At 74.4% G+C, this 21,639-nt stretch carries 15 protein-coding genes and 1 riboswitch; of the genes, 4 read left to right on the top strand and 11 right to left on the bottom strand.

Translation table 11 applies throughout. The features are described 5' to 3' along the window. Positions 1–392: 392 nt before the first annotated feature. The 3 genes from V5D56_RS10015 to V5D56_RS10005 all read right to left on the bottom strand — a co-directional run bounded on the left by V5D56_RS10015 (position 393) and on the right by V5D56_RS10005 (position 7,092). Positions 393–4,010 (bottom strand): ATP-binding cassette domain-containing protein, encoded by a 3,618-nt coding sequence (locus tag V5D56_RS10015; protein WP_435738862.1) that lies wholly within the window; start codon positions 4,008–4,010, stop codon positions 393–395. A gap of 98 nt (positions 4,011–4,108) precedes the next feature. Continuing rightward, positions 4,109–5,095, bottom strand: coding sequence for a malate dehydrogenase (locus V5D56_RS10010; RefSeq protein WP_435738861.1), 987 nt, complete (start codon positions 5,093–5,095; stop codon positions 4,109–4,111). 779 nt (positions 5,096–5,874) lie between these two features. Then, positions 5,875–7,092, bottom strand: a complete 1,218-nt coding sequence (locus V5D56_RS10005) for an NADP-dependent isocitrate dehydrogenase (RefSeq protein WP_435738860.1) — start codon at positions 7,090–7,092, stop codon at positions 5,875–5,877. Between the two features lie 369 nt (positions 7,093–7,461). On the opposite strand from V5D56_RS10005, the gene V5D56_RS10000 reads away from it, so the two are divergent. Beyond that, on the top strand, positions 7,462–8,544 hold the full coding sequence (locus tag V5D56_RS10000; protein WP_435738859.1) for an aquaporin: 1,083 nt from the start codon (positions 7,462–7,464) through the stop codon (positions 8,542–8,544). Between the two features lie 93 nt (positions 8,545–8,637). Here the strand turns inward: V5D56_RS10000 and V5D56_RS09995 are convergent, their stop codons facing one another. After that, positions 8,638–9,075: a DUF3017 domain-containing protein gene (locus V5D56_RS09995; protein WP_435738858.1), complete on the bottom strand. Its 438-nt coding sequence runs from the start codon at positions 9,073–9,075 to the stop codon at positions 8,638–8,640. Between the two features lie 54 nt (positions 9,076–9,129). Here V5D56_RS09995 and V5D56_RS09990 point away from each other — a divergent pair, with 54 nt between their 5' ends. Next, positions 9,130–10,497, top strand: a complete 1,368-nt coding sequence (locus V5D56_RS09990) for an NAD(P)/FAD-dependent oxidoreductase (protein ID WP_435738857.1) — start codon at positions 9,130–9,132, stop codon at positions 10,495–10,497. A 139-nt stretch (positions 10,498–10,636) separates the two neighbouring features. Here the strand turns inward: V5D56_RS09990 and purH are convergent, their stop codons facing one another. After that, positions 10,637–12,307, bottom strand: a complete 1,671-nt coding sequence (purH, locus tag V5D56_RS09985) for a bifunctional phosphoribosylaminoimidazolecarboxamide formyltransferase/IMP cyclohydrolase (RefSeq protein ID WP_435738856.1) — start codon at positions 12,305–12,307, stop codon at positions 10,637–10,639. A 72-nt stretch (positions 12,308–12,379) separates the two neighbouring features. After that, a riboswitch (ZMP/ZTP riboswitch) is annotated at positions 12,380–12,468 on the bottom strand. Positions 12,469–12,471: 3 nt separating this feature from the next. After that, positions 12,472–13,854 carry an MFS transporter gene (locus tag V5D56_RS09980; RefSeq protein ID WP_435738855.1) on the bottom strand — a complete coding sequence of 461 codons (1,383 nt, stop codon included), beginning with the start codon at positions 13,852–13,854 and terminating at the stop codon, positions 12,472–12,474. 103 nt (positions 13,855–13,957) lie between these two features. On the opposite strand from V5D56_RS09980, the gene V5D56_RS09975 reads away from it, so the two are divergent. Then, a complete protein-coding gene (locus V5D56_RS09975) occupies positions 13,958–14,572 on the top strand; it encodes an ArsR/SmtB family transcription factor (protein ID WP_435738854.1) in 615 nt (204 codons plus the stop codon). An 89-nt stretch (positions 14,573–14,661) separates the two neighbouring features. Here V5D56_RS09975 and purN read toward each other — a convergent pair whose 3' ends face one another. Beyond that, positions 14,662–15,330 carry a phosphoribosylglycinamide formyltransferase gene (gene purN, locus V5D56_RS09970; protein WP_435738853.1) on the bottom strand — a complete coding sequence of 223 codons (669 nt, stop codon included), beginning with the start codon at positions 15,328–15,330 and terminating at the stop codon, positions 14,662–14,664. 71 nt (positions 15,331–15,401) lie between these two features. Between purN and V5D56_RS09965 the strand changes: the two genes are divergently transcribed. Continuing rightward, entirely contained in the window at positions 15,402–15,971 is a 570-nt protein-coding gene (locus V5D56_RS09965; RefSeq protein WP_435738852.1) for a hypothetical protein, read from the top strand. Positions 15,972–16,030: 59 nt separating this feature from the next. Here V5D56_RS09965 and V5D56_RS09960 read toward each other — a convergent pair whose 3' ends face one another. From V5D56_RS09960 to V5D56_RS09945, 4 genes are all read right to left on the bottom strand, one after another. After that, the gene (locus V5D56_RS09960) at positions 16,031–17,308 is read right to left on the bottom strand and encodes a cell division protein PerM (protein ID WP_435738851.1); all 1,278 of its coding nucleotides are present in this window, start codon (positions 17,306–17,308) and stop codon (positions 16,031–16,033) included. A 224-nt stretch (positions 17,309–17,532) separates the two neighbouring features. Next, complete coding sequence (sucD, locus tag V5D56_RS09955; protein ID WP_435738850.1) at positions 17,533–18,411, bottom strand: succinate--CoA ligase subunit alpha; 879 nt, start codon at positions 18,409–18,411, stop codon at positions 17,533–17,535. A 33-nt stretch (positions 18,412–18,444) separates the two neighbouring features. Then, entirely contained in the window at positions 18,445–19,626 is a 1,182-nt protein-coding gene (sucC, locus tag V5D56_RS09950; protein WP_435738849.1) for an ADP-forming succinate--CoA ligase subunit beta, read from the bottom strand. A gap of 200 nt (positions 19,627–19,826) precedes the next feature. Then, positions 19,827–21,443, bottom strand: a complete 1,617-nt coding sequence (locus tag V5D56_RS09945) for an OmpA family protein (protein WP_435738848.1) — start codon at positions 21,441–21,443, stop codon at positions 19,827–19,829. Positions 21,444–21,639: the final 196 nt, after the last annotated feature.

The raw sequence follows: 21,639 nt of genomic DNA, 5'->3' as shown, positions 1-21,639 counted from the left end.
TCTGCACGCACAGAGGCCGCGCTCGACCTGCGAGCGGAGGGTGGGCCGAGTCGTCGCGGGTCGTAGAGGCGTGGCGGACACAAGCCGCTGGCGACCAGAAGCGGAGGGTGGGGCGAGTCGTCGCGGGTCGTGGAGGCGTGGCGGACACGAGCCGCTGGCGACCAGGAGCGGAGGGTGGGGCGAGTCGTCGCGGGTCGTGGAGGCGTGGCGGACACGAGCCGCTGGCGACCAGGAGCGGAGGGTGGGGCGAGCCGTGGCGGGTCTGGCGGGAGCCGCGAGGGACGAGCGGCGGATGGTAGACCCGCGACGGCTCGCCCCACCCTCCGCGGACCCGACGACCGGCCGACCCGCCGACCCGCCGACCCGCCGAACGCGGACGACGCAGACGAGCGTCAACCCGCGAGGTGCCCCCACCGGGCCGCGAGCGCGCTCCACGGCCCGACGTCGGCCACCTCGCCGTCCTCCAGCACCACCACGCGGTCCGCCCGCGCGAGCGCCGCGCGCTTCGACGTCGCGCCGATCACGGTGGTGCCGCGCTCGCGCAGCGAGGTCCACAGCTCGATCTCCGTCGCGGCGTCGAGCGCGCTCGAGACGTCGTCGGCGAGGAGGAGCTCGGTCTCCGTGGCGAGCGCCCGCGCGAGGGCGAGGCGCTGCACCTGCCCGCCCGACAGCCGGACGCCGCGGTGCCCCACGAGGGCCTCGTGCCCGCCGGCCTCCACGACGTCCTGCTCCAGTCGGGCGGCGGCGACCGGTCCTTGCACGTCGCGCTCGTGACCCAGCCGGACGTTGTCGGCGAACGTCCCCGAGAGCACGCGCGGCACCTGCGCGACGTGCGCGACCTGGCCCGGGCGCAGGAACGTCTGGGCGTCGACGACGTCGGTGCCGTTCCACCGGATCGCACCGGTGTGCTCCATGAGGCCCGCGAGGGCGGAGAGCAGGCTCGACTTGCCGGACCCGACCTGGCCGAGGAGCAGCACGAGCTCACCGCGCCGCACCGACAGGTCGACGTCCTGGACGCCGATCGTGCCGTCGTCGTGCAGGGCTGTCATGCCGGCGAGGTCGAGCTGCTCCAACGCCTGCCGGGGCCCCGGCGCGGGTGCGGGTGCGGTGCCGGTGAGCACGTCCACCCCGGGCGGAACGTCCATGAGGTCGGCGCCCGCCGCGAACCGGCTCGTCACCTGCTGCCACGAGCGCGTCCCCGGCGCCTCGGTCACGACCGCGCCGGCGACGACGCCGAACCAGCCGAACCCGTTGACGGCGTTGGCGACCAGCAGAGCCGTGGCGAGGTCCCACGTCCCCGTGAGGAGCCCTCCCCACGCCGCGACGACGCCGAGCTGGATCATGACCAGCGGCACGCCGTCGAGCGCCGCCTGGACCCGGTGCTCGAAGACCGCGGCACGGACCCGGCCACCGTCGACCTCGCGCAGGTGGGCATGGACGTGCGGCGTGCGCGCGGCGAGCTTCACGGTGCGCGCGGAGTCGAGCGCGGAGACCAGCGCCCGGCCGAACCGGGCGCGCGCGGCCGACGACCGCGTCGCCGACCGGCCGGCGATCGGTCGCCCGAGCGCCGAGGCCGCAGCCGAGACGACCATCACCGCCAGGAGCACAGCCCCGGCGAGCCACGAGCCGCTGAGGAGCGCGGTGACGCCCGCGATGAGGAGACCGTTGACGAGGTCCACCCACCGGTCGGCGTACCGGGCGAAGCGGTCGGCGTCCATCGCGCGTGCGACGACCTCGCCCGGCGGGGACGCCGGGAGCCGGTGCTGACGCGTCTGGCCGGACATGACGGCCAGTCGCACCCGGAGCAGCACCTCGATCCACCAGCGCGGGTAGACGTACACGGCCCGCGCGAGGCACAGCGGGGCGACGACGAGGAGCACCGCGAACGGCACGAGCAGCGCGACGGGAAACCCGTCGTCGAGCCCTTGGACGGCGTTGCCCCAGAGGAACCCGGTGATCGCGCCCTGTGCCGAGAAGAGGCTCGCCACGAGGAACAGCACCGCCCCGACCACGCCCCACGCGGGCCGGACGAACAGGGCGTGCAGGATCCCGCGCGCGAGGCTCGGTCCGTCCCCCGGATCGGAGAGCTCGGGGGGCGTCCCGCGTCGGCGCCGTCCGCCGACGGACTCCGACGGTGCCGCCGTGTCGCCCGCCGCCGCGTCGCCCGCCGCCGGACCGCTCGTCGCCGACGCGTCGGCCGCCACGACCTCGTCGGCGGGCGCGTCGTCGAGGTAGCCCGCGCCGAGTCCTGCCTGCGCGACGCTCGCCTCCAGCAGGGTGCGGTACGGGCCCTCGACTCGCGCGAGCTCGCTCCGCGCGCCCTGCTGGACGACCCGGCCGTGGTCGAGCACCACGACGAGGTCCGCACGCTCGATCGTGGACAGCCGGTGCGCGACGAGGACACCCGTGCGCGCGGCGAGCAGGCGCTCCGACGCGGCGACGACCCGCGCCTCCGTCAGCGGGTCCATGCGCGCCGTCGCCTCGTCGAGCACCACCACCTGCACGTCGCGCACCAGCAGCCGGGCGAAGGCGACGAGCTGCTCCTCCCCCGCGGAGAGCGAGGTGCCGCCCGGCCCCAGGAGCGTGTCGAGCCCGTCGGGCAGACCGGCCACCCAGTCCTCGAGCCGGAGCTCGCGCACCGCGGCCTCGACGTCCTCGCGCGGCACGTCCGCGAAGAGCGCGATGTTCTCCGCGAGCGTGCCCGCGAGGATCTCGGTGCGCTGGGTGACCACGCCGACCGCGGCGCGCAGCGCCTGCAGGTCGAGGTCACGGACGTCCGCTCCCCCGACGAGCACGGAACCGCGCGGCGGCTCGACCGCTCGGGAGAGCAGCGACGCGAGGGTCGACTTGCCCGACCCCGTCCTGCCCACGAGCGCGACCGTCTCCCCCGCCGGCACGCGCAGGCTCACCCCGTCGAGCGCGAACGTGCCCTCGGCGTACGAGAAGTGCAGGTCGCGCAGCTCGATGCCGACCGGCCCCTCGGGCACGTCGCGCCCGCCGGTCGGCTCCGGCGGGACGGCCAGCATCTGCCGGATGCGCGTGAGCGCCCCGAGGCCTTCCTGGATGTCCGGGAGGTGGTGCACGAGGTTGTCCGTCTGCCCGACGAACATCGCCGTGACGAGGAACAGTGTGACGAGCTGGTCGACGGCCAGGTCGCCGTCCGCGGCGAGCGCCGCGCCGGCCACGGCGGTGCCGGCGAGCAACGACGCCAGCACGAGACCGGCGCGACGCACCATGCGCGACTCGACCGTCAGCACGTTCTCGAACGTCCGGTGCACGGCGGCGGAGAGCGCGGCCAGCCGTCGGACGGCGAACGACTGACCGAGGCTGGTCCGCAGGTCGTCGCGCGCGGCGACGGCCTCCTCGAACGCCGCGGCGTGGTCCGTCCAGGCGGCCTCCTCGATGACCTTGCGGCGGGAGATCTCACCGAGCATCGGCCGCACGAGCAACCAGGCGAGCAGCCCGAGCAGCGGGAAGAGGAGCCAGGCGGGCCACCAGGTCAGGCCGGCGACGACCCACATCGGGATCACGCCGACGAGCGTGCGGCCCGCGCCCCAGAGCTGGCGTCGCACGAGGGTTCCGACGGCGTGCGTGTCGTCGTCGACCCGGTCCAGCACCTCGCCCACGGCCTGCTCCGTGAGGGTGTCCAGCGGCTGGTGCAGCGCCGCGGTCAGCAGGTCGCCGCGCAGCGTCCCCTCCGCGCGGTCGACCACACCGGCCCACACGACCTGTCCGGCCGTGTCGAGCAGCGCGGCGCCGACGATGCACACCGCGAGGAGCTGCAGCGTGGCCGTCGCCGGGTCTTCGGCGATCCATCCCGCCACGACGGTCCCCAGCGCGGCCCCGACGGCACCCAGGGTGAGCGCGACCAGCGCGACGACGGCCTGAGGCCCGCGCAGCCGGCGCCAGCCCAGCTGGCGCGACGGGTCGACGTCCGTGCGCGCGGGCGCGGACGTGGAGGTCTCGCCGGGTTCCGTCGGCTGGCCGGTGGAGGCAGGTGCGTCGATCATGGCCCGTCGACCCTACGGCGCGGTTGCGACACCGACGCAGACATTTTTGGCGCCGGGGGGCCGGCCGGCCCCCCGGCGTCACGACGGACGGCTCGCCGTCAGACGAGGCCCAGCTCCTCGACGGCCTGCCGCTCCTCCTGGAGCTCCGCCACCGACGCGTCGATGCGCGACCGCGAGAAGTCGGAGATCTCCAGGTCCTGGACGATCTCCCACACCCCGCCCCGGGACACGACGGGGAACGACGAGATGAGTCCGGTCGGGACGCCGTACGAGCCGTCCGAGACCACTCCTGCGCTCGTCCAGTCACCCTCGGGCGTGCCGAGCACCCAGTCGTGCACGTGGTCGATCGCCGCGTTTGCCGCGGACGCCGCCGACGACGCCCCTCGCGCGTCGATGATCGCCGCACCCCGCTTCGCGACGGTCGGGATGAACGTCTGCTCGAGCCACGCCTGGTCCTCGGCGAGCTGCGCGCCCGGCGTCCCCGCGACGTCGGCGTGGAACAGGTCCGGGTACTGGGTCGCCGAGTGGTTGCCCCAGATCGTCACCTTGCGGACCTCGGAGACGGGAACCCCGGCACGCTTCGCGACCTGCGTCAGCGCGCGGTTGTGGTCCAGCCGCGTCATCGCCGTGAAGCGGTCCTTCGGCACGTCGGGCGCGTTGGACGCCGCGATGAGCGCGTTCGTGTTCGCCGGGTTCCCCACCACCAGCACGCGCACGTCCTCGGCCGCGCCGGCGTTGATCGCCCGGCCCTGCGGCTTGAAGATCCCGCCGTTCGCCTCGAGCAGGTCGCCGCGCTCCATGCCCGGGCCGCGCGGGCGCGCACCGACGAGCAGTGCGACGTTGGTGCCCTCGAAGGCGGGCGTCGGGTCGTCGAAGATGTCGATCCCGGCGAGCAGCGGGAAGGCGCAGTCGTCGAGCTCCATCGCGGTGCCCTCGGCGGCCTTGACGCCCTGCGGGATCTCCAGGAGGCGCAGGCGCACGGGGGTGTCGGGGCCGAGCATCTGGCCCGACGCGATGCGGAACAGCAGCGCGTAACCGATCTGACCGGCCGCGCCGGTCACCGTCACGTTCACGGGGGAAGTCATGCGCTCACTCTCCCACAACGCCCGTACGCAGGTCGTCGCGCGAGGCGTCGGTCGACGGCGCCGGGTCGGCTTGGGAGGCGGGGGCGGCTTCCGTGCGGGCCGACGGCGCGTGTGGGCTTGGGTGGCCGGGGCGGCTTGCGTGCGGGCCGACGGCGCGTGTGGGCTTGGGTGGCCGGGGCGGCTTGCGTGCGGGCCGACGGCGCGTGTGGGCTTGGGTGGCCGGGGCGGCTTGCGTGCGGGCCGACGGCGCGTGTGGGCTTGGGTGGCCGGGGCGGCTTGCGCGCTCGGGCTGCCGCGCCGTCGCCTTGGTCTCACGACTCCCGTTCTCGGAGCGCGGCTCTGACGCCCTTCGCACCCAACCCGCCCCGTCCGCCGTCGGCCCACCCTGGTCGCCGGTCCCGTTCGCGCCCGAACCACCTGTCCGGCGTCGTGCCGTGTCAGCGCACGACCGCCCTGTGGACCCGTGCCGTGCTGACAACCGTGCGGCCCCACGAGTTGTCCGCTTTCCGACGCCCGATGGACCGGCCCGGCGCTGACAAACTTCCGCGGCGTTGCCCGACGGCGGCCGTGCGGCTCGCGTGGTGACCTCACCGCGGAGCGGGGCCGGAGAGGAGGAGGGCGCGGGTCGTGGTGGGTCTGGCGGGAGGCCGCGAGGAACGAGCGGCCGGATGGTAGACCCGCGCCCTCCTCCTCGGAGAGCCCCGCGAAAGGCGACCAGGACGACGAACGGCGACGCTCCCCGGAAGGGAGCGTCGCCGTCGAGACGCGTGCAGGGCGGGTCAGCCCAGGCGCGCCTTGAGGTTCTCGTCGAGCGCGGCGAGGAAGTCCTCGGTGGTGAGCCACGCCTGGTCCGGGCCGACGAGGAGCGCGAGGTCCTTCGTCATCTGGCCGGACTCGACCGTCTTGACGACGACGTCCTCGAGCGTCTGCGCGAACTCGGTGACCTCGGGGGTGCCGTCGAGCTTGCCGCGGTGCATGAGGCCACGGGTCCAGGCGAAGATCGACGCGATCGGGTTGGTCGACGTCGGCTTGCCCTGCTGGTGCTGGCGGTAGTGACGCGTGACGGTGCCGTGCGCGGCCTCGGCCTCGACGGTCTGGCCGTCGGGGGTCATGAGGACGGACGTCATGAGGCCGAGCGAGCCGAAGCCCTGCGCGACGGTGTCGGACTGGACGTCGCCGTCGTAGTTCTTGCAGGCCCAGACGTAGCCGCCCTCCCACTTCATGGCCGAGGCGACCATGTCGTCGATGAGGCGGTGCTCGTAGGTGAGGCCCTTCTCAGCGAACGCAGCGGCGAACTCCTGGTCGAAGACCTCCTGGAACAGGTCCTTGAACTGGCCGTCGTAGGCCTTGAGGATCGTGTTCTTCGTGGAGAGGTACACGGGGTAGTTGCGCTGGAGGCCGTACGCGAACGAGGCGCGCGCGAAGTCGCGGATCGACTCGTTGAAGTTGTACATGCCCATCGCGACGCCGCCCTCCTCGGGCATCGTCACGACGTCGAACTTCTGCGGCTCGGAGCCGTCGGCCGGCTCGAACGTCATGGTGATCTTGCCGGCGCCCGGGACCTTGAAGTTCGTCGACTTGTACTGGTCGCCGTGGGCGTGACGGCCGATGATGATCGGCTTGTTCCAGCCCGGCACGAGGCGCGGGATGTTGGAGATGATGATCGGCTCGCGGAAGACGACGCCTCCGAGGATGTTGCGGATGGTCCCGTTGGGCGAGACCCACATCTTCTTGAGGCCGAACTCCTCGACGCGCGCCTCGTCGGGCGTGATCGTCGCGCACTTGACGCCGACGTTGTACTGCTTGATCGCGTTCGCCGCGTCGATCGTCACCTGGTCGTCGGTGGCGTCGCGGTTCTGGATCGACAGGTCGAAGTACTTCAGGTCGACGTCGAGGTACGGGTGGATGAGGCGGTCCTTGATGAACTGCCAGATGATGCGCGTCATCTCGTCGCCGTCGAGCTCGACGACCGGGTTGACGACCTTGATCTTGCCCATGCGCAGATCGCTCCAACTGTCGGGGACTGGTGCCCCCGGACCGGACGGCCACCTGACGGTCCGAGAGGGCCGTCGGTCGGTTGTCCGTCGCACGCGAGGGCGTTTGCTGACCGCCGTCCAGGGTACTCGACTTCTCGACGTCAAGATACTTTGCGCGACGAGCGGACCCTGACCGGCGACCCGTCCGACCGCGCGCAGCGTCCGGGTCCCGGCACCGCCTGTCCCGACCACTGAGACGGAGCGGGCCTCTCAGCCATCTCCTGGCCGATCTCCACCCGATGTCCTGGTAACGATGGCAAGATGCGCACAAGATGCCGGATCTGCCCGGCATCGTGCCGTCATCCCGACTCCGAACAAGACAGGAACATCATGTCCCAGGACACCACCGCTCCCGGTTCACCGGGCGGACCCGTCGTCGAGGACGTCACCGTCGAGCGGACCGAGTCCGTCGCGGTCGTCCAGCCCGGTCTCTTCGCGCGCCTCGGCGCCGAGGTCTTCGGCACGTTCTTCCTCGTCCTCGCGATCGTCGGCGTGGCGATGTGGGCCCGGTTCTTCAACGGCAACCTCGTGCTCTCCGTCGCGTTCGCCGGTGGCGTCGCGCTGCTCGCCGCGATCGCCGCGGTCGGTCACGTCTCGGGCGGGCACTTCAACCCGGCCGTGACGCTCGGTGCCGCGATCGGTGGCCGGACCGCGTGGCGCGACGTGCTCCCCTACTGGCTGGCCCAGGTCGTCGGTGCCGTGCTCGCCGGTCTGGTGCTCCTCGCGACGATCCCGCGGTCGTCGCTCGAGGTGCTGCAGCAGAACACGCTCATCGACGAGGCGACGACGGCGGCCCTGTTCCGCACGACCGCCAACGGCTTCGACGCGCACTCCCCGCTGGCGTCCACGTTCGCGGCCGCCGGCGTCGAGGTGACGGTCGGCCTCGCAGCCGCCCTGCTCGTGGAGGTCGTCGCGACGGCCGTGCTCGTCGGCGTGATCCTCGGCGTGACGGACAACCGCACCCGCAGCACGATCGCCCCGATCGCGATCGGTCTGGCCCTCGCGGCGCTCCTCCTCATCGCGGCGCCGTTCACCAACGCCTCGCTCAACCCTGCGCGCTCGACCGTCTCGGCCGTGTTCGGCGGCGACTGGGCACTGAGCCAGCTCTGGCTGTTCTGGGCCGCCCCGCTCCTCGGTGCGGCGATCGCCGGCCTCTTCTACCGCGCGTTCGCGTTCGCGCCGGCGCAGGACGACCTTCTCGGCGAGGACCAGCTCGTGACGACCGAGGAGGTCGACGTCGAGGAGCCCGTCGCCAGCCCCACGGGTGCGACGGCCGGCGCGGCGACCGCTGCCGGCACGACGGCAGCTCCCGCGGTCACCGAGCGCTCCGAGGTCGTCGAGGAGGTCGAGACCCCGCGGACCGGCCTCCCCGCTGCGGAGGGCGACGACGACACGCAGGCCCCCAAGGCCTGATTCCCGGCACGACGACGCGGGGCCCGGTCCGTCACGACGGACCGGGCCCCGCGTGCGTCGGCCTCGACGCTCGGTAGGGACGGGGTCGACGCCTCAGCCGGGCTTCACGCCCGGTGCGAACGCGAGGAACGCGATGACCACCGCGGGCGCGAGGAAGAAGAACGTGTCGAGACCGCGAGACCGGACCGTGATCCCCACGGGTCCCGGGCCGGGGATGACCGCCCTGCACACCCCGGCGACGGCGAGGACGCCCGACAGGACGAGGCTCGCAGCCCGCGCGTCGATGAGCAGGGCCACGGCGGTGGCGAGGCCGACACCGAGGAGGACGAGCCACATCGCAGGCTGCCGCGACGGCGCCAGGCTGACGGTGGGCTCGGGCACAGGCTGTCCCGTGGGTGTCTCGTCCCCGCCGCGGTCGGGTGCGGGTCCCGCGCCGGGCTGCTCCCCGTCGTCGTGCACGTGGTGCCACGACGGGACGATCGACGCGCGGGGACGGTGGGGCGCCGCGCCGTGCGCGGTGACGTCGCTCACGCTCGTGCCCGTTCCACGTCCGGAAGCCTACCGTCGTGGCCTAGCGTGGCGTTCATGCCGTCCCCCGCGCGCCCGGTCCCGTCGTCGTCGCTCGCGCCCGAGCCCACGTCCCGCGGCGCCCGGTCGCCCGTCCCGTCGTCCGTCGTCGTGGTGGGAGCCGGGCTCGCCGGGGCGCGCACGGTCGCGGCGCTGCGGCAGCTGGGCTTCGACGGGACCCTCACGCTGCTCGGCGCCGAGGGCGTGCCCCCGTACGACCGGCCGCCGTTGTCCAAGGAGCTCCTGACCCGCCCTGGGCCGGCCTGGCTCGTCGAGGACCTGGGCATCGACGTCGCGACACTCGTCGACGACCTGCGGCTCGCCGATCCCGCGGTCGGGCTCACGCTGCCCGACGACGATGCGCACGCCTTCGCGGTCACCACCCGGTCGGGCGACGTCGTGCGCGCCGACGCGGTGGTGCTCGCGGTCGGGTCCGAACCGGTCCGTCCGCTCGGCTGGGAGACCGCGAGCGTGCTGCACACCACGGCCGACGCGGCCGCTCTCCGCGAGCGCGTCGCGCCCGGGCTGCGCCTCGCGGTCGTCGGTGCCGGCTGGATCGGCGCCGAGATCGCCGGGGTGGCCGCCGGGGCCGGCGCCGAGGTGACGGTCGTCGAGGCGGGCGCCACGCCGCTCGAGCGGCAGCTCGGGCCCGCTGTGGGGACCCACCTCGCGCGCTGGTACGCCGACGCGGGAGCACGCCTCGTGACCGGGGTGCCGGTCGTGGAGGTCCGTCCCGACGGCGTCCTGCTCGCCGACGGGACGCAGGTGGCGGCGGACGTCGTCCTCGCCGCCGTCGGCGCACGGCCCGCGACGGCGTGGCTCGACGGCGCCGTCCCGCGCGACGCGCGCGGCGCCGTCCCCGTCGATGCGACGGGCGCCGTCCGTGACGTGCCCGGTCTGTGGGCGGTGGGAGACTGCGCGACGCGCGACCACCCGGTGCTCGGGCCGGTGCCGGGCGGGCACTGGTCCGCGGCCCTGCACGACCCGGAGCCCACGGCGCGCGCACTGATGGGGCTCGACGCCGACGACGCCCCGCCGCACCCGCCGTACGTCTTCTCCCAGCAGCTCGGTCACGACCTGGCGCTCTTCGGCACCCCCGCGGTGACGGACGAGGTCGTCCTGCGCGGAGACCCCGCCGGCGGGGCGACGGGCCGGGAGGCGTGGGCTGCCCTCTACGTCGAGCCCGACGACGGCACGTCCGCGCGCCGGCCTGACGAGGGGGGAAGGGCGGTGCGGCGGGTCCGCGCGGTGCTGCTCGTCGACTCGCCCCGCGACGTGGGTGCGGTCCGCCGCCTCTTCACGCGCACGCCACGACCGGAGCTCGCGCTCGAGCAGGCCACGGACCCGTCCGTGCGCTGGCGGGACCTCGCCGCAGCGGCCTCCTGACGGGTCAGCGCGGGACGGCACGACGACGAAGGGTCTCCCCTGACCACGACATGAGGCGGCAGGACGCTCCGGGCGAGGCCGGCGGCCGTCCGTCCCGGTGACGCGCGGGGCGCCGCCGGGACGGACGGTCTCTCCGGGATCAGTGCGCGAAGTGGCGCGTGCCCGTGAAGTACATCGTCACGCCGGCCGCGGTCGCGGCCTCGATCACCTCGGCGTCCCGGATCGACCCTCCGGGCGCGACGACGGCGCGCACGCCCGCGTCGAGCAGGATCTGCAGGCCGTCGGCGAACGGGAAGAACGCGTCGGACGCCGCGACGGCGCCGCGCGCCCGCTCCTGACCGTCCGCGAGGGTGTTGGCCCGCTCGACCGCGAGACGGCACGAGTCGACGCGGTTGACCTGTCCCATCCCGACGCCGACCGCGGCGCCGTCGGCGGCGAGCAGGATCGCGTTGGACTTCGCGGCGCGCACCGCACGCCAGGCGAACGCGAGGTCGGCGAGGGTCGCGGCGTCGGCGGCGTCGCCCGTCACGAGGGTCCAGTGCGACGGGTCGTCGCCGCCCGTCACCGCACCGTCCGCGTCGGTGACGACGGCGTCGACGCGGTCGACCTCCTGCACGAGGAGGCCGCCGCTGACGGGGCGGGTCTCCACCGTGGCGGACGGCGCGCCGTCGACCACGAGGAGACGCAGGTTCTTCTTCGCCTGCAGGACCTCGAGCGCGTCCGGCTCGAAGCCCGGGGCGACGACGACCTCGGTGAACACCGGGGCGATCTGCTCCGCCGCGGCACGCGTCACGACGCGGTTGGCCGCGATGACGCCGCCGTACGCGGAGACGGGGTCGGTCGCGTGCGCCTTGGCGTGCGCCTCGGCGACGTCCGCGCCCACGGCGATGCCGCACGGGTTCGCGTGCTTGATGATCGCGACGGCGGGCTCGGCCTGGTCGTGCGCGGCCCGCCACGCGGCGTCCGCGTCGACGTAGTTGTTGTAGCTCATGGCCTTGCCGTGGAGCTGCGTCGCCTGGGCCAGCCCGGCCGGTCCGTACCCGGTCGTGTACAGCGCGGCGCGCTGGTGCGGGTTCTCGCCGTAGCGCAGGACGTCGGACCGGTCCCAGGTCGCGCCGATCCATGCGGGGAACCCGCTCGACGTCGTGGACCCGTCGGCCTGGACGACCTCGTCGGTGGGGGCGACGACGTTGCCCATCCAGGATGCGACGGCGACGTCGTAGGTCGCCGTGTGCACGAACGCGGCGGCGGCGAGCGCCTTGCGCTGGGCGTAGGTGAAGCCGCCGGCGCGGACGGCGTCGATCACGGCGTCGTACGCGCCGGGCTCGACGACGACCGCGACGCTCGGGTGGTTCTTCGCGGCGGCGCGGACCATGGACGGGCCGCCGATGTCGATCTGCTCGACGACCTCGTCGGGCCCTGCGCCCGACGCGACGGTCGCGGCGAACGGGTAGAGGTTGACGACGACGAGCTCGAACGGGGAGATGTCGAGCTGGGCAAGCTGTTGCATGTGGTCCTGCTTGCGCGAGTCGGCGAGGATGCCGGCGTGCACGCGCGGGTGCAGCGTCTTGACCCGCCCCTCGAGGCACTCGGGGAAGCCGGTGAGGTCCTCGACCCGGGTGACGGGGACGCCCGCGCCGGCGATCGTGGCGGCGGTCGAGCCGGTGGAGACGAGCTCCACGCCCGCGGCGTGCAGGGCGGTGGCGAGCTCCACGAGCCCGGTCTTGTCGTAGACGCTCAGGAGAGCGCGGCGCACGGGGCGCTGCGCGTCGTCGGCGAGCTGGACGTCGGGGGCCGAGGGTGCAGACATGGCGAGGGGCTCCTCTGGGTCGCGGTCGGTGCGTCGGTCCCGCGGGTGCGGGACCGGTGCCGAGTGGCAGAACCCAGGCGCCCAGGCGGTCGACGCACCAGCAGGTAGATCCGGCCGCTCCCCGGTGGTCGTTCCCACCCTCGCCAGTCGCGGCCGGGTCGAGTCTACCGGCCCGACGCCGCCGGCTCCGGCTCGCGCTCCGGTTCCGCGGCCAGGTCACCCGCCGCGGCGAGGTCGACGGCATCCTGCGCCCAGGTGTCGGGCGTGCCGACCCGCCACAGCGGGCGCACCACGCTCAGTGCGGCGACGGTGGCCACGAGGACGCCGGCGAGCACGGCGAGCGCGGGACCGATCCCGTACCGGTCGAGCAGACCGCTGCCGACGAGCGGGACGAGCGGGCCCGCGGCGAGTCCGGTGAGGCCGAGGACGGACGAGAGCCGACCCTGCAGCTGGGGCGGCGTGATGGCCGCGGCGTAGCCGGAGAGCCCGGCGTTCACCGCCGGGACGAGCAGGAGCGCCGGCGGCAGGACGAGCAGGTAGGCGGCATAGGACTGCAGCACGGCCATCGCGACGGCGCCTGCGGCGAGCAGCCCGAGCGCGGCGACGACGAGGACCCCGGCGCGGAACCGCGCCACGAGGCGCGGAGCGAGGACGGCGCCCCCGAGGACGCCGAGCCCGACGGCGAGGTCCACGAGGCCGATGAGGACCGGCTCCGTGCCCGTCCGCACGAGCTCGAGGTTGATGCCGATGAGGAGCCCGCCGAACGCGACGTTGATGACGACGAACAGCCCGAGGAGCGCGCGGAACAGCGGCACGGACCACACGAAGCGCAGCCCCTCGCGCAGCGCGGCCACGGGCCGGGTCGCGCGCGCCTCCGCGACGTCGCCGTTGAGCGGCTCCCGCACGCACCAGGTGCACACCGCGGTGGCGAGGTGCCCGACCGCCGCCGCGGCGAGCGGCACCGCGTGCGCGACGGCGTAGAGCAGCCCTCCGAGCGGACCCGCGAGCAGGGTCGACACGGCGTCCCGGCCCTGCGCGGCGGCGAGCGCCGTCGGCAGCTGCGGCACAGGCACCACGGAGCGGAACGCGCCGCTCGTCGCAGGGTCGACGAGCGCACCGACCACCGACGCACCGAACAGCACCGCTGCGAGGTGCCAGGCCGTCAGCGACCCGAGCGCGGCCGTGACGGCGACGGTCGCCCACAGCACCGCGCCGACGCCGGCGGCGCCCACGACGAGGCGACGACGGTCGACGCGGTCCGCGACGACGCCTGCGGGCAGCGTCGCGAGGAGCGCCCCGAGCTGCCCCACGGCGGCCACCACGCCCGCCTCCACGACCGACCCCGTGAGCCCGTAGGCGATGAGCGGCACCGCGAACAGCGCGACCCCGGCCCCGACCGACTCCGTCGTGAGGCCCGACATGAGCAGCATGTAGGAACGGTTGCGCAGGAGACGGGTCGGGGCAGTGGCGTCGGCGACGGGTACGTCGGTGCGGTCGGTCGTCAGGGTCGGCATCTCCCGGAGGCCCGGGTCCTGGCTCGTGGTCATGGCAGGACAGTAGTTGCGCACGAACTATTGCGCAATACCTATTGCGCGCTCTTTCTTGCGCACCGATGAGTGCGGGAGCGCGCGGCGTTGCTAGCCTCGTCGTGTGCTCGAGACCTTCCGCGTCCAGGACCCCGCCGCGCTGCGCGCGATCGCCCACCCCCTGCGCCAGCGGATCCTCATCGAGCTCGCCGCGCTCGGCCATGCGCGCGCCGCCGATCTCGCTCGTGCGACGGGCGAGGCCGCCAACACGGTGAGCTTCCACCTCCGCGTCCTGGCGAAGGCCGGGATGATCGTCGAGGCGCCGGAGCACGCGCGCGACCGCCGGGACCGCGTGTGGACGAACGTCGCGAAGAGCTACGCGGTCGAGCCGGGCACGCCCGCGGCGATGCGCGACGTCGTGGTCCCAGCCCTCCGGTGGGCCGAGGAGACGTTCCTGCGGACGAGCGAGTCCGGCTCGTCCCGCGACGACCGGATCCTCGCGCTGAGCACCTTCGTGCTCGACGCCGAGCAGGCGGCCGCCATGGTCACCGAGCTCCAGGACGTGCTCGAGCGCTGGTCGGAGCGATCCCTCGAGGCGGCGCGCTCCGCGCCGCACGCCCGGCGCGACACCTACCAGCTCCTCGCGGTCCTGGCGCCGCAGAGCGCCCCCGGGCCCGGGGGGAGCCCCGAGGACCGCGACGGGCCCCGAGACCCCGGCGCGCCCGACGTGGCCGGGTAGGAGGTCCGCTCCGCGCCGCGGTGGTCACCGGGACGACGCGCACCCCTCTGCGCGCGGCCCGTGCCGGGTGGTCGTGCACGTGCACGGCGTCACCCGAGGACGGCGCGGCGCCCCTCGACGCGCAGCCCCTCGCGCGCGACGCGACCCACGGTCTCGACGAGCAGCGCCCGCTCCGCGACCTTGATGCGCTCGTGCAGGCTCGCCTCGTCGTCGCCGTCCTCCACGGGCACGGCGACCTGGGCGATGATCGGCCCCGTGTCGACGCCGTCGTCGACGACGTGCACCGTGCACCCCGTCACCTTCACGCCGTAGGCGAGCGCGTCGCGCACGCCGTGCGCGCCGGGGAACGACGGCAGCAGCGCGGGATGGGTGTTGACCGTGCGACCGGCGTAGCGGCCGACGAACGCGGGACCAAGGATGCGCATGAAGCCCGCGAGCACGACAAGGTCGGGTCGGAAGACGTCGACCGCCTGCGCGACGCCCTCGTCCCACGCGGCACGGTCCGGGAAGTCTCCCGGCTCGACGACGACGGCCGCGACCCCGGCGTCCCGCGCGAGGCCGAGGCCTCCCGCAGCGGGCTTGTCGGAGACGACGCCGACGACGCGGGCGCCGTAGGCGGGGTCCTCGTGCGCGGCGAGGAGCGCGGCGAGGTTGCTGCCCGCCCCCGAGACGAGGACGACGACGCGCGCCGCGGACGAGGACTCGACGAGGTGGCCGGACGGCGTCTGCACTGTGCTCCCTGGGTCGGCGGCGGGCATGGAGGGTCCGCGACCCGCCCGCCCGATGGGAGAGAATGTACCCCGAGCACGCCCGCAACCGAGGAGACGCCTTGGGCAACCCGTACGCACCGCCCCGCCCGGACGCCCCGCAGCGCCCCGGCCCCGGCGACGCGCCGTCGTCGGCCCCCGGAGCAGGGGCGCGCCCGCCGCAGCCCGGCCCCGGAGCCCCGCCGCCGCCCGCACCGGGCCCGGTCCCGCCGCCGAGGCCGACGCCTGAGCCGGAACCGGTCGACCCGGAGTCCGCCCGTCTCGCGACGCGCCGCGTCCTGCACTTCGGGCTCCTGCTCCTGCTCGTCATCGTCCTGAGCACGCTGCCGTTCCCGTGGCAGATGGTGAGCCTCGCGGTCGCGGTCGCGGCGATCGTCGCCGGGGTCCGGGCCCTCGTCGCCACGTGGCGCGCCCGTGTGCGGGGAGCGCTCGTCCCGGCGCTCGCGATCGGCGTCGGGCTCGCGGTGCTGCTGACGTTCCAGCTCGTCGGCGTCCTCGTGACCTGGGACGTCGCGATGGAGCACCAGCGATGCCTCGACGGGGCGATCACCGTCGGCGCGGCGGACCGCTGCGAGACCGCTCGGCTGCAGGCGATCGAGAGCTGGGTGGGCGGGCTCGTCCCGCAGCCCTGACGCGCGGCGGCCACCCGCCGCTGCCCCGCGCCCGGGGCCGACCTGCGCGGCCCCTGCGGTCAGGCCTCGGTGCCGTGCACAGCGTCGTCGGTGCCGTCGTCCTCGTCCCGGTGACGGCGCCCGAGCAGGTCGAGCCGCGTGACCACGAGCGCCAGCGCGGCACCCCCGCCGATCTCCGCCGCCGCGAGCAGGCCCACGAGGAGGCCGTCGGCACCGACGACGGCGAACCGCCCCGGCCCGACCGCACCGCTGCCCAGCCACGCCGCGACCCCGAGCAGCAGTCCGGCCGCCGCCGCGACGCCGACGGCCGCGAGCGCGACGTCCGCCCAGCGGACCTCACCGTCCCGGTCGCGCGCGACGTCCGGCAGGCGGCGTGCGACGAAGAGACCGGCCACGACCCCGAGGGCGACGACCACCGCGGGCAGCCAGGCCGTCGCTGCGTTGGTCCAGTCGTCGCCGGGCAGCGCGCCGAGCAGCGGGATCGCGGGCAGCGCGCCCGGCTCCGACCCGGACGCGGCGAACGTGCTCCCCTCCCCCACGACGAAGCCCGGCCCGACGAGCCAGGCGGCCGCCCAGAGCACGAGGTTCGGGAGCACCGCGAGCTGCGCCACCGCGAGGACGACCCCGCCGACCGGACCCGGCGCGAGACCCGTCACGATGTCGCCGGACGTCGCCCGACCGGCGACCACCCAGGCGGCGACGACGAGCGCCGAGACCCCCACGAGCAGGCTGGTCCCGAGCAGCCCTCCGCGCAGACCGAGCCGCACCGTCGGCGGGAGCCACGCGTCGGCCCGGTGAGCGAGGTCCGCGACGAACGGGGCGTCGGGTCGCGCGAGCATCCCCGCCCCCAGACCGACGCCTCCGACGAGCGCACCCCCGACGAGCGCCACGGGCAGCCCCCATGCCGGGGTGGTGCCCGCGAGCAGCGCGACGCCGAGCGCCGCGACCCCGTAGGTGACGGTGCCCGCGACCCACGCCGACAGGGTCGTGTGCGCGGAGCGCCGGGCCGACGCGAAGCAGCAGAACAGGACGAGCGCCGTGATCCCCAGCGGGACGAGGGTGACGGTCGCGCCGCTCGCGACGAGGGGCACGCCGTGCCCCAGCAGCCACAGGCCCGCGGCGACCGTGACGGACTGGCCCCAGCCGTCCGACGGCGTCCCGGTCGACGCCGCGACGAAGGCGGCCAGCCCGGGAAGGACCACCACGAGGAGTGACAGCACGAACGCCTGGAGCGCGGCGACGGCACCGGACACCGCACGCCGCGGGGCCACCGGCACGGGAGGAGCGGCCCCCTCCACGGTGCGCGGGCGGGTCCCGGTCGTGCTGGTGGTGCTCATGGTCCTCATCGTCGCTGATCGGGCGCGTGCATCGGGTGAACCTCCCCGGCGCGCCAGCGTACCCGCCCGCGCACGCGGGCTGAGCCGCGAGACCGGGCCCGCGCGGGCAGGTCCCGACGCCGTCCCCGTCGCCTACGGCTGGCAGGACCGGGGACGACGACGCCCCGCGTCCGCCGAGGCGGAGCGGGGCGTCGTGGACCGTCAGGGCGCAGCGCGCCCGCGGGTCAGGAGAGGATCTCGCGCATGAGCGCGGCGGTCTCGGACGGCGTCTTGCCGACCTTGACGCCGGCGGCCTCGAGGGCCTCCTTCTTCGCCTGCGCGGTGCCGGACGAGCCGGAGACGATGGCGCCCGCGTGGCCCATCGTCTTGCCCTCGGGGGCCGTGAAGCCCGCGACGTAGCCGACGACCGGCTTCGTGACGTTCTCCTGGATGAAGGCCGCGGCACGCTCCTCGGCGTCGCCGCCGATCTCGCCGATCATGACGATGGCCTCGGTCTCCGGGTCCGCCTCGAACGCGGCGAGCGCGTCGATGTGCGTGGTCCCGATGATCGGGTCCCCGCCGATGCCGATGGCCGTCGAGAACCCGAAGTCCCGCAGCTCGTACATCATCTGGTAGGTCAGCGTGCCGGACTTCGACACGAGGCCGATCTTGCCCGGGCCCGTGATGTTGGCCGGGATGATGCCGACGTTCGACTTCCCGGGGCTGATGATGCCGGGGCAGTTCGGGCCGATGAGGCGCACGCCGGCCTGCTGCGCGAGCGTGAAGAACTCGGCGGAGTCCGCGACCGGCACGCCCTCGGTGATGATCACCGTGAGCGGCATGCGTGCGTCGATCGCCTCGACGACGGCGGCCTTGGTGAAGGCCGGCGGGACGAAGATGACCGACACGTCCGCGCCGGTCTGCTTCATCGCCTCCGCGACGGAGCCGAACACCGGGACGGTCACGTCACCAGGGAACTCGACGCTCTGACCCGCCTTGCGCGGGTTCACGCCGCCGACGACGTTCGTGCCCGAGGCGAGCATGCGCGTCGTGTGCTTCATGCCCTCCGAGCCGGTCATGCCCTGGACGATGACCTTGGAGTCCTCGTTGATGAAGATTGCCATGTCTGTGTCTGTTCTCTCTCGGTCTCGGGCGGCTCAGGCGGCGGGCGCTGCGGCGTTCGCGGCGGCGGCCGCGGCGTCCGCGCCGCCGTCCATCGTCTCGGCCAGCGTCACGAGCGGGTGGTTCGCCTCCGCGAGGATGCGACGCCCCTCCTCGACGTTGTTGCCGTCGAGGCGGACGACGAGCGGCTTGTTCGCCTCGTCGCCGAGGATGGCGAGCGCCTGGACGATGCCGTTGGCGACCTCGTCGCACGCGGTGATTCCGCCGAAGACGTTGACGAACACGCTCTTCACCTGCGGGTCGTTGAGGATGACGTCCAGACCGGCCGCCATGACGGCGGCGGACGCGCCGCCGCCGATGTCGAGGAAGTTGGCCGGCTTCACGCCGCCGTGCGCCTCGCCGGCGTACGCGACGACGTCGAGCGTGCTCATCACGAGACCCGCGCCGTTGCCGATGATGCCGACCTCGCCGTCGAGCTTGACGTAGTTGAGGTCGTTCTCCTTGGCCTTCGCCTCGAGCGGGTCGGCCGCGGCCTTGTCCTCGAGCGCGGCGTGGTCCGCGTGGCGGAAGCCGGCGTTCTCGTCGAGCGAGACCTTGCCGTCGAGCGCGACGATCTGGCCGTCCTCGGTCTTGACGAGGGGGTTGACCTCGACGAGCGTCGCGTCCTCGGCCTGGTAGACCGTCCACAGCTTCTGGATCGTCTCGGCGACCGCGTCCTTGACGTCCGCGGCGAAACCTGCCGCCTCGACGATCTCCGCGGCCTTGGCCGCGTCGATGCCGACGGTCGGGTCGACCGCGACGCGCGCGAGCGCCTCGGGGCGCTCGACCGCGAGCTGCTCGATCTCCATGCCGCCCTCGACGCTCGCCATCGCGAGGTACGAGCGGTTCGACCGGTCGAGCAGGACGGAGAAGTAGTACTCCTCCGCGATGCGCGCACCGGCGGCGATCATCACGCGGTGGACCGTGTGGCCCTTGATGTCCATGCCGAGGATCTCGGACGCCTTCTCGGCCGTCTCCTCGGGCGAGTGGGCGAGCTTGACGCCGCCCGCCTTGCCGCGGCCGCCGGTCTTCACCTGTGCCTTGACGACCACGGTGCCGCCGCCGAGCTGCTCGGCGCCCGCCCGGGCCTCGTCCGGCGTCGTCGCGACGACCCCGCCCAGCACGGGCACGCCGTGCTTCTCGAAGATGTCACGCGCCTGGTATTCGAACAGGTCCACCCTGCTGCGTCCTTCCGTCTGATGCGCCGTGTGCGGCATGACCGATGTCTCGACATCAAGACATCCCCGTACAGGGTAGCCCTCACGGGCGACGGCTCCTATCCCGGCCGGTGGACCGGGGACGACCTGCGCTGTTCCGTTGATCACGTCGGGTCGGGACGACGCGCGTCGTGCCGGAGCGTCGGCGGCACGCTCGGAGGTCAGCCGGTGACGGGCACCTCGACGAAGCGCACGGGCGAGCTCCCGTCGGTCGCGGTGGCGTCGGGCACGTCGACCACGACGACGTCGTGACCCGTGTCCGGCCACACGACGGTGACCGCGGTGCCGAGCCCCGGGTCGAGAGAGCCCACGAGGGCTTCGGCGAGAGGGTTGCGCACGACGTCCGTGTACAGCGTGGGGTCGACGAGGTAGTCCGCGGGATAGACGCGCGTGCTGCCGTCGAGCAGCGTCACGTTGCCGGCCCCGAGGTGGTTGCCCGTGAGGTCGCCGCGGCCGTCGTAGGTCGAGCCGAGCACCGAGGTCAGCGAGGCGTACTCGGTGCCGACGTTGCTCACCCTGAGATCTCCCACGAGGTAGCCGCCCACACGGCGGACCTCGACGAGCTCGACGTCGAGGCGCTGCGTCGCACCCAGGCCGTCCGGGTGGTCGAGCGTGGCCGCGCCCAGGCCGGTGACGGTCGGCCCCTCGGCAACGGGGGCGGACCCGGGCTGCGCCTCCTCGGGGAGCGCGGTGGGCTCCGGGGCCTCCGGCGTGAACTCGACGGTCACCCGCCGGTTGAGCGCCCGCGCCTCGTCGGAGGACTGCGTGGCGACGGGCTCGGTCTCGCCCCGGCCCTCGACGACCACGTCGAGCGCGCCGAGGTCCGAGAGAGTCGCCAGGCGGTCCGCCACGGCCTGCGCCCGGCGCTCGGAGAGCTCCTGGTTCGCGGCCTCGTCGCCCACGTCGTCCGTGTGACCGACGACCACGAGCTCACCGCCCTCGGCGAGAGCCACCTGGTCGGCGACGACGCCCAGGGCGTCGTCGGCACCCGCTCCGAGCTCGGCGGAGTCGACCGCGAACAGCACGTCCGAGTCGACGGCCATCGTCACCGTCTCGTCGTCCTGGCGCGTGCGGACCGCACCGGAGGCCTGCGTGCTGTAGGACTCCAGGAACGCGACGGGCGAGACGATCTCTGCCTGCCCACCGTTCAGGTCGGCGGGCGCCACGGTCAGCTCGCCCGCGTCCTCGGCGTCGACCACCGGCACGTCCTCGACGAGGCCGACGGAGGGGACGAGGACGTCCGTCGTCGCGGTCGTCGGCGGATCGAACGCGACGTAGCCCACGCTCGGCTCCATCCCTGCGGCGAGCTGCCAGCCGCCCTCGAGGAGCCCGACCGGCTCGCCGGACGCCGTGTGCGCGGCCTCCCGGACGACGCCGGCCTCGAGGTCGACGAGCCGGACGCCCGAGAACGACTCGTCCTGGCTCAGCGTGCGGTTGGCGAGCTCGTACCCGAGCATGACCGTGCTCTCGCCGGCGGTCGCCTCGACCTCGACGCGCAGGACGGCGAGATCGCCGTGCACCGCGACGGGACCGACCCGGACGTCCGACTCGGCCCCGTACATGTCCACCGGGACGACGACGGGCGTCGGGTCGGTCGAGAGCGCGGGGCTCGCCGAGGCGGACGGCTCGGCGGGGACGTCGGCGCCGCCCTGCGAGCAGGCGGCGAGGAGGGCCGCCACCAGCCCTGCGGCGACCAGCCCGTGCGCGCCGCGCGTCGTCCGTCGGCCCCCCGTGGCGACCCGTCCCTGGTCGGCCCGTCCCTGCTCGGCGCTCGTCATGGCGTTCCCCCTCGTCGTCGCGCGGCTCACGTGCCGCCCGGGCTCGCGTGCCGCCCGCCCCGATGCCGGCCCCTCCGGCATCCCGGCCGCGTACGGCCCGGACGACCTTAGCCGGGAGAGCGGCCGGGTTCGTCCGTGTCCGCGCTCCGGAACGGACGTCAACCACAGTTGACATGGCGAGAATGTCAACCTAGAT

This window comes from Cellulosimicrobium sp. PMB13, assembly GCF_051294865.1.
Lineage (GTDB): Bacteria > Actinomycetota > Actinomycetes > Actinomycetales > Cellulomonadaceae > Cellulosimicrobium.
The sequence above is the reverse complement of the archived record's forward strand: the minus strand, read 5'-3'. Positions and strand labels throughout refer to the sequence as shown.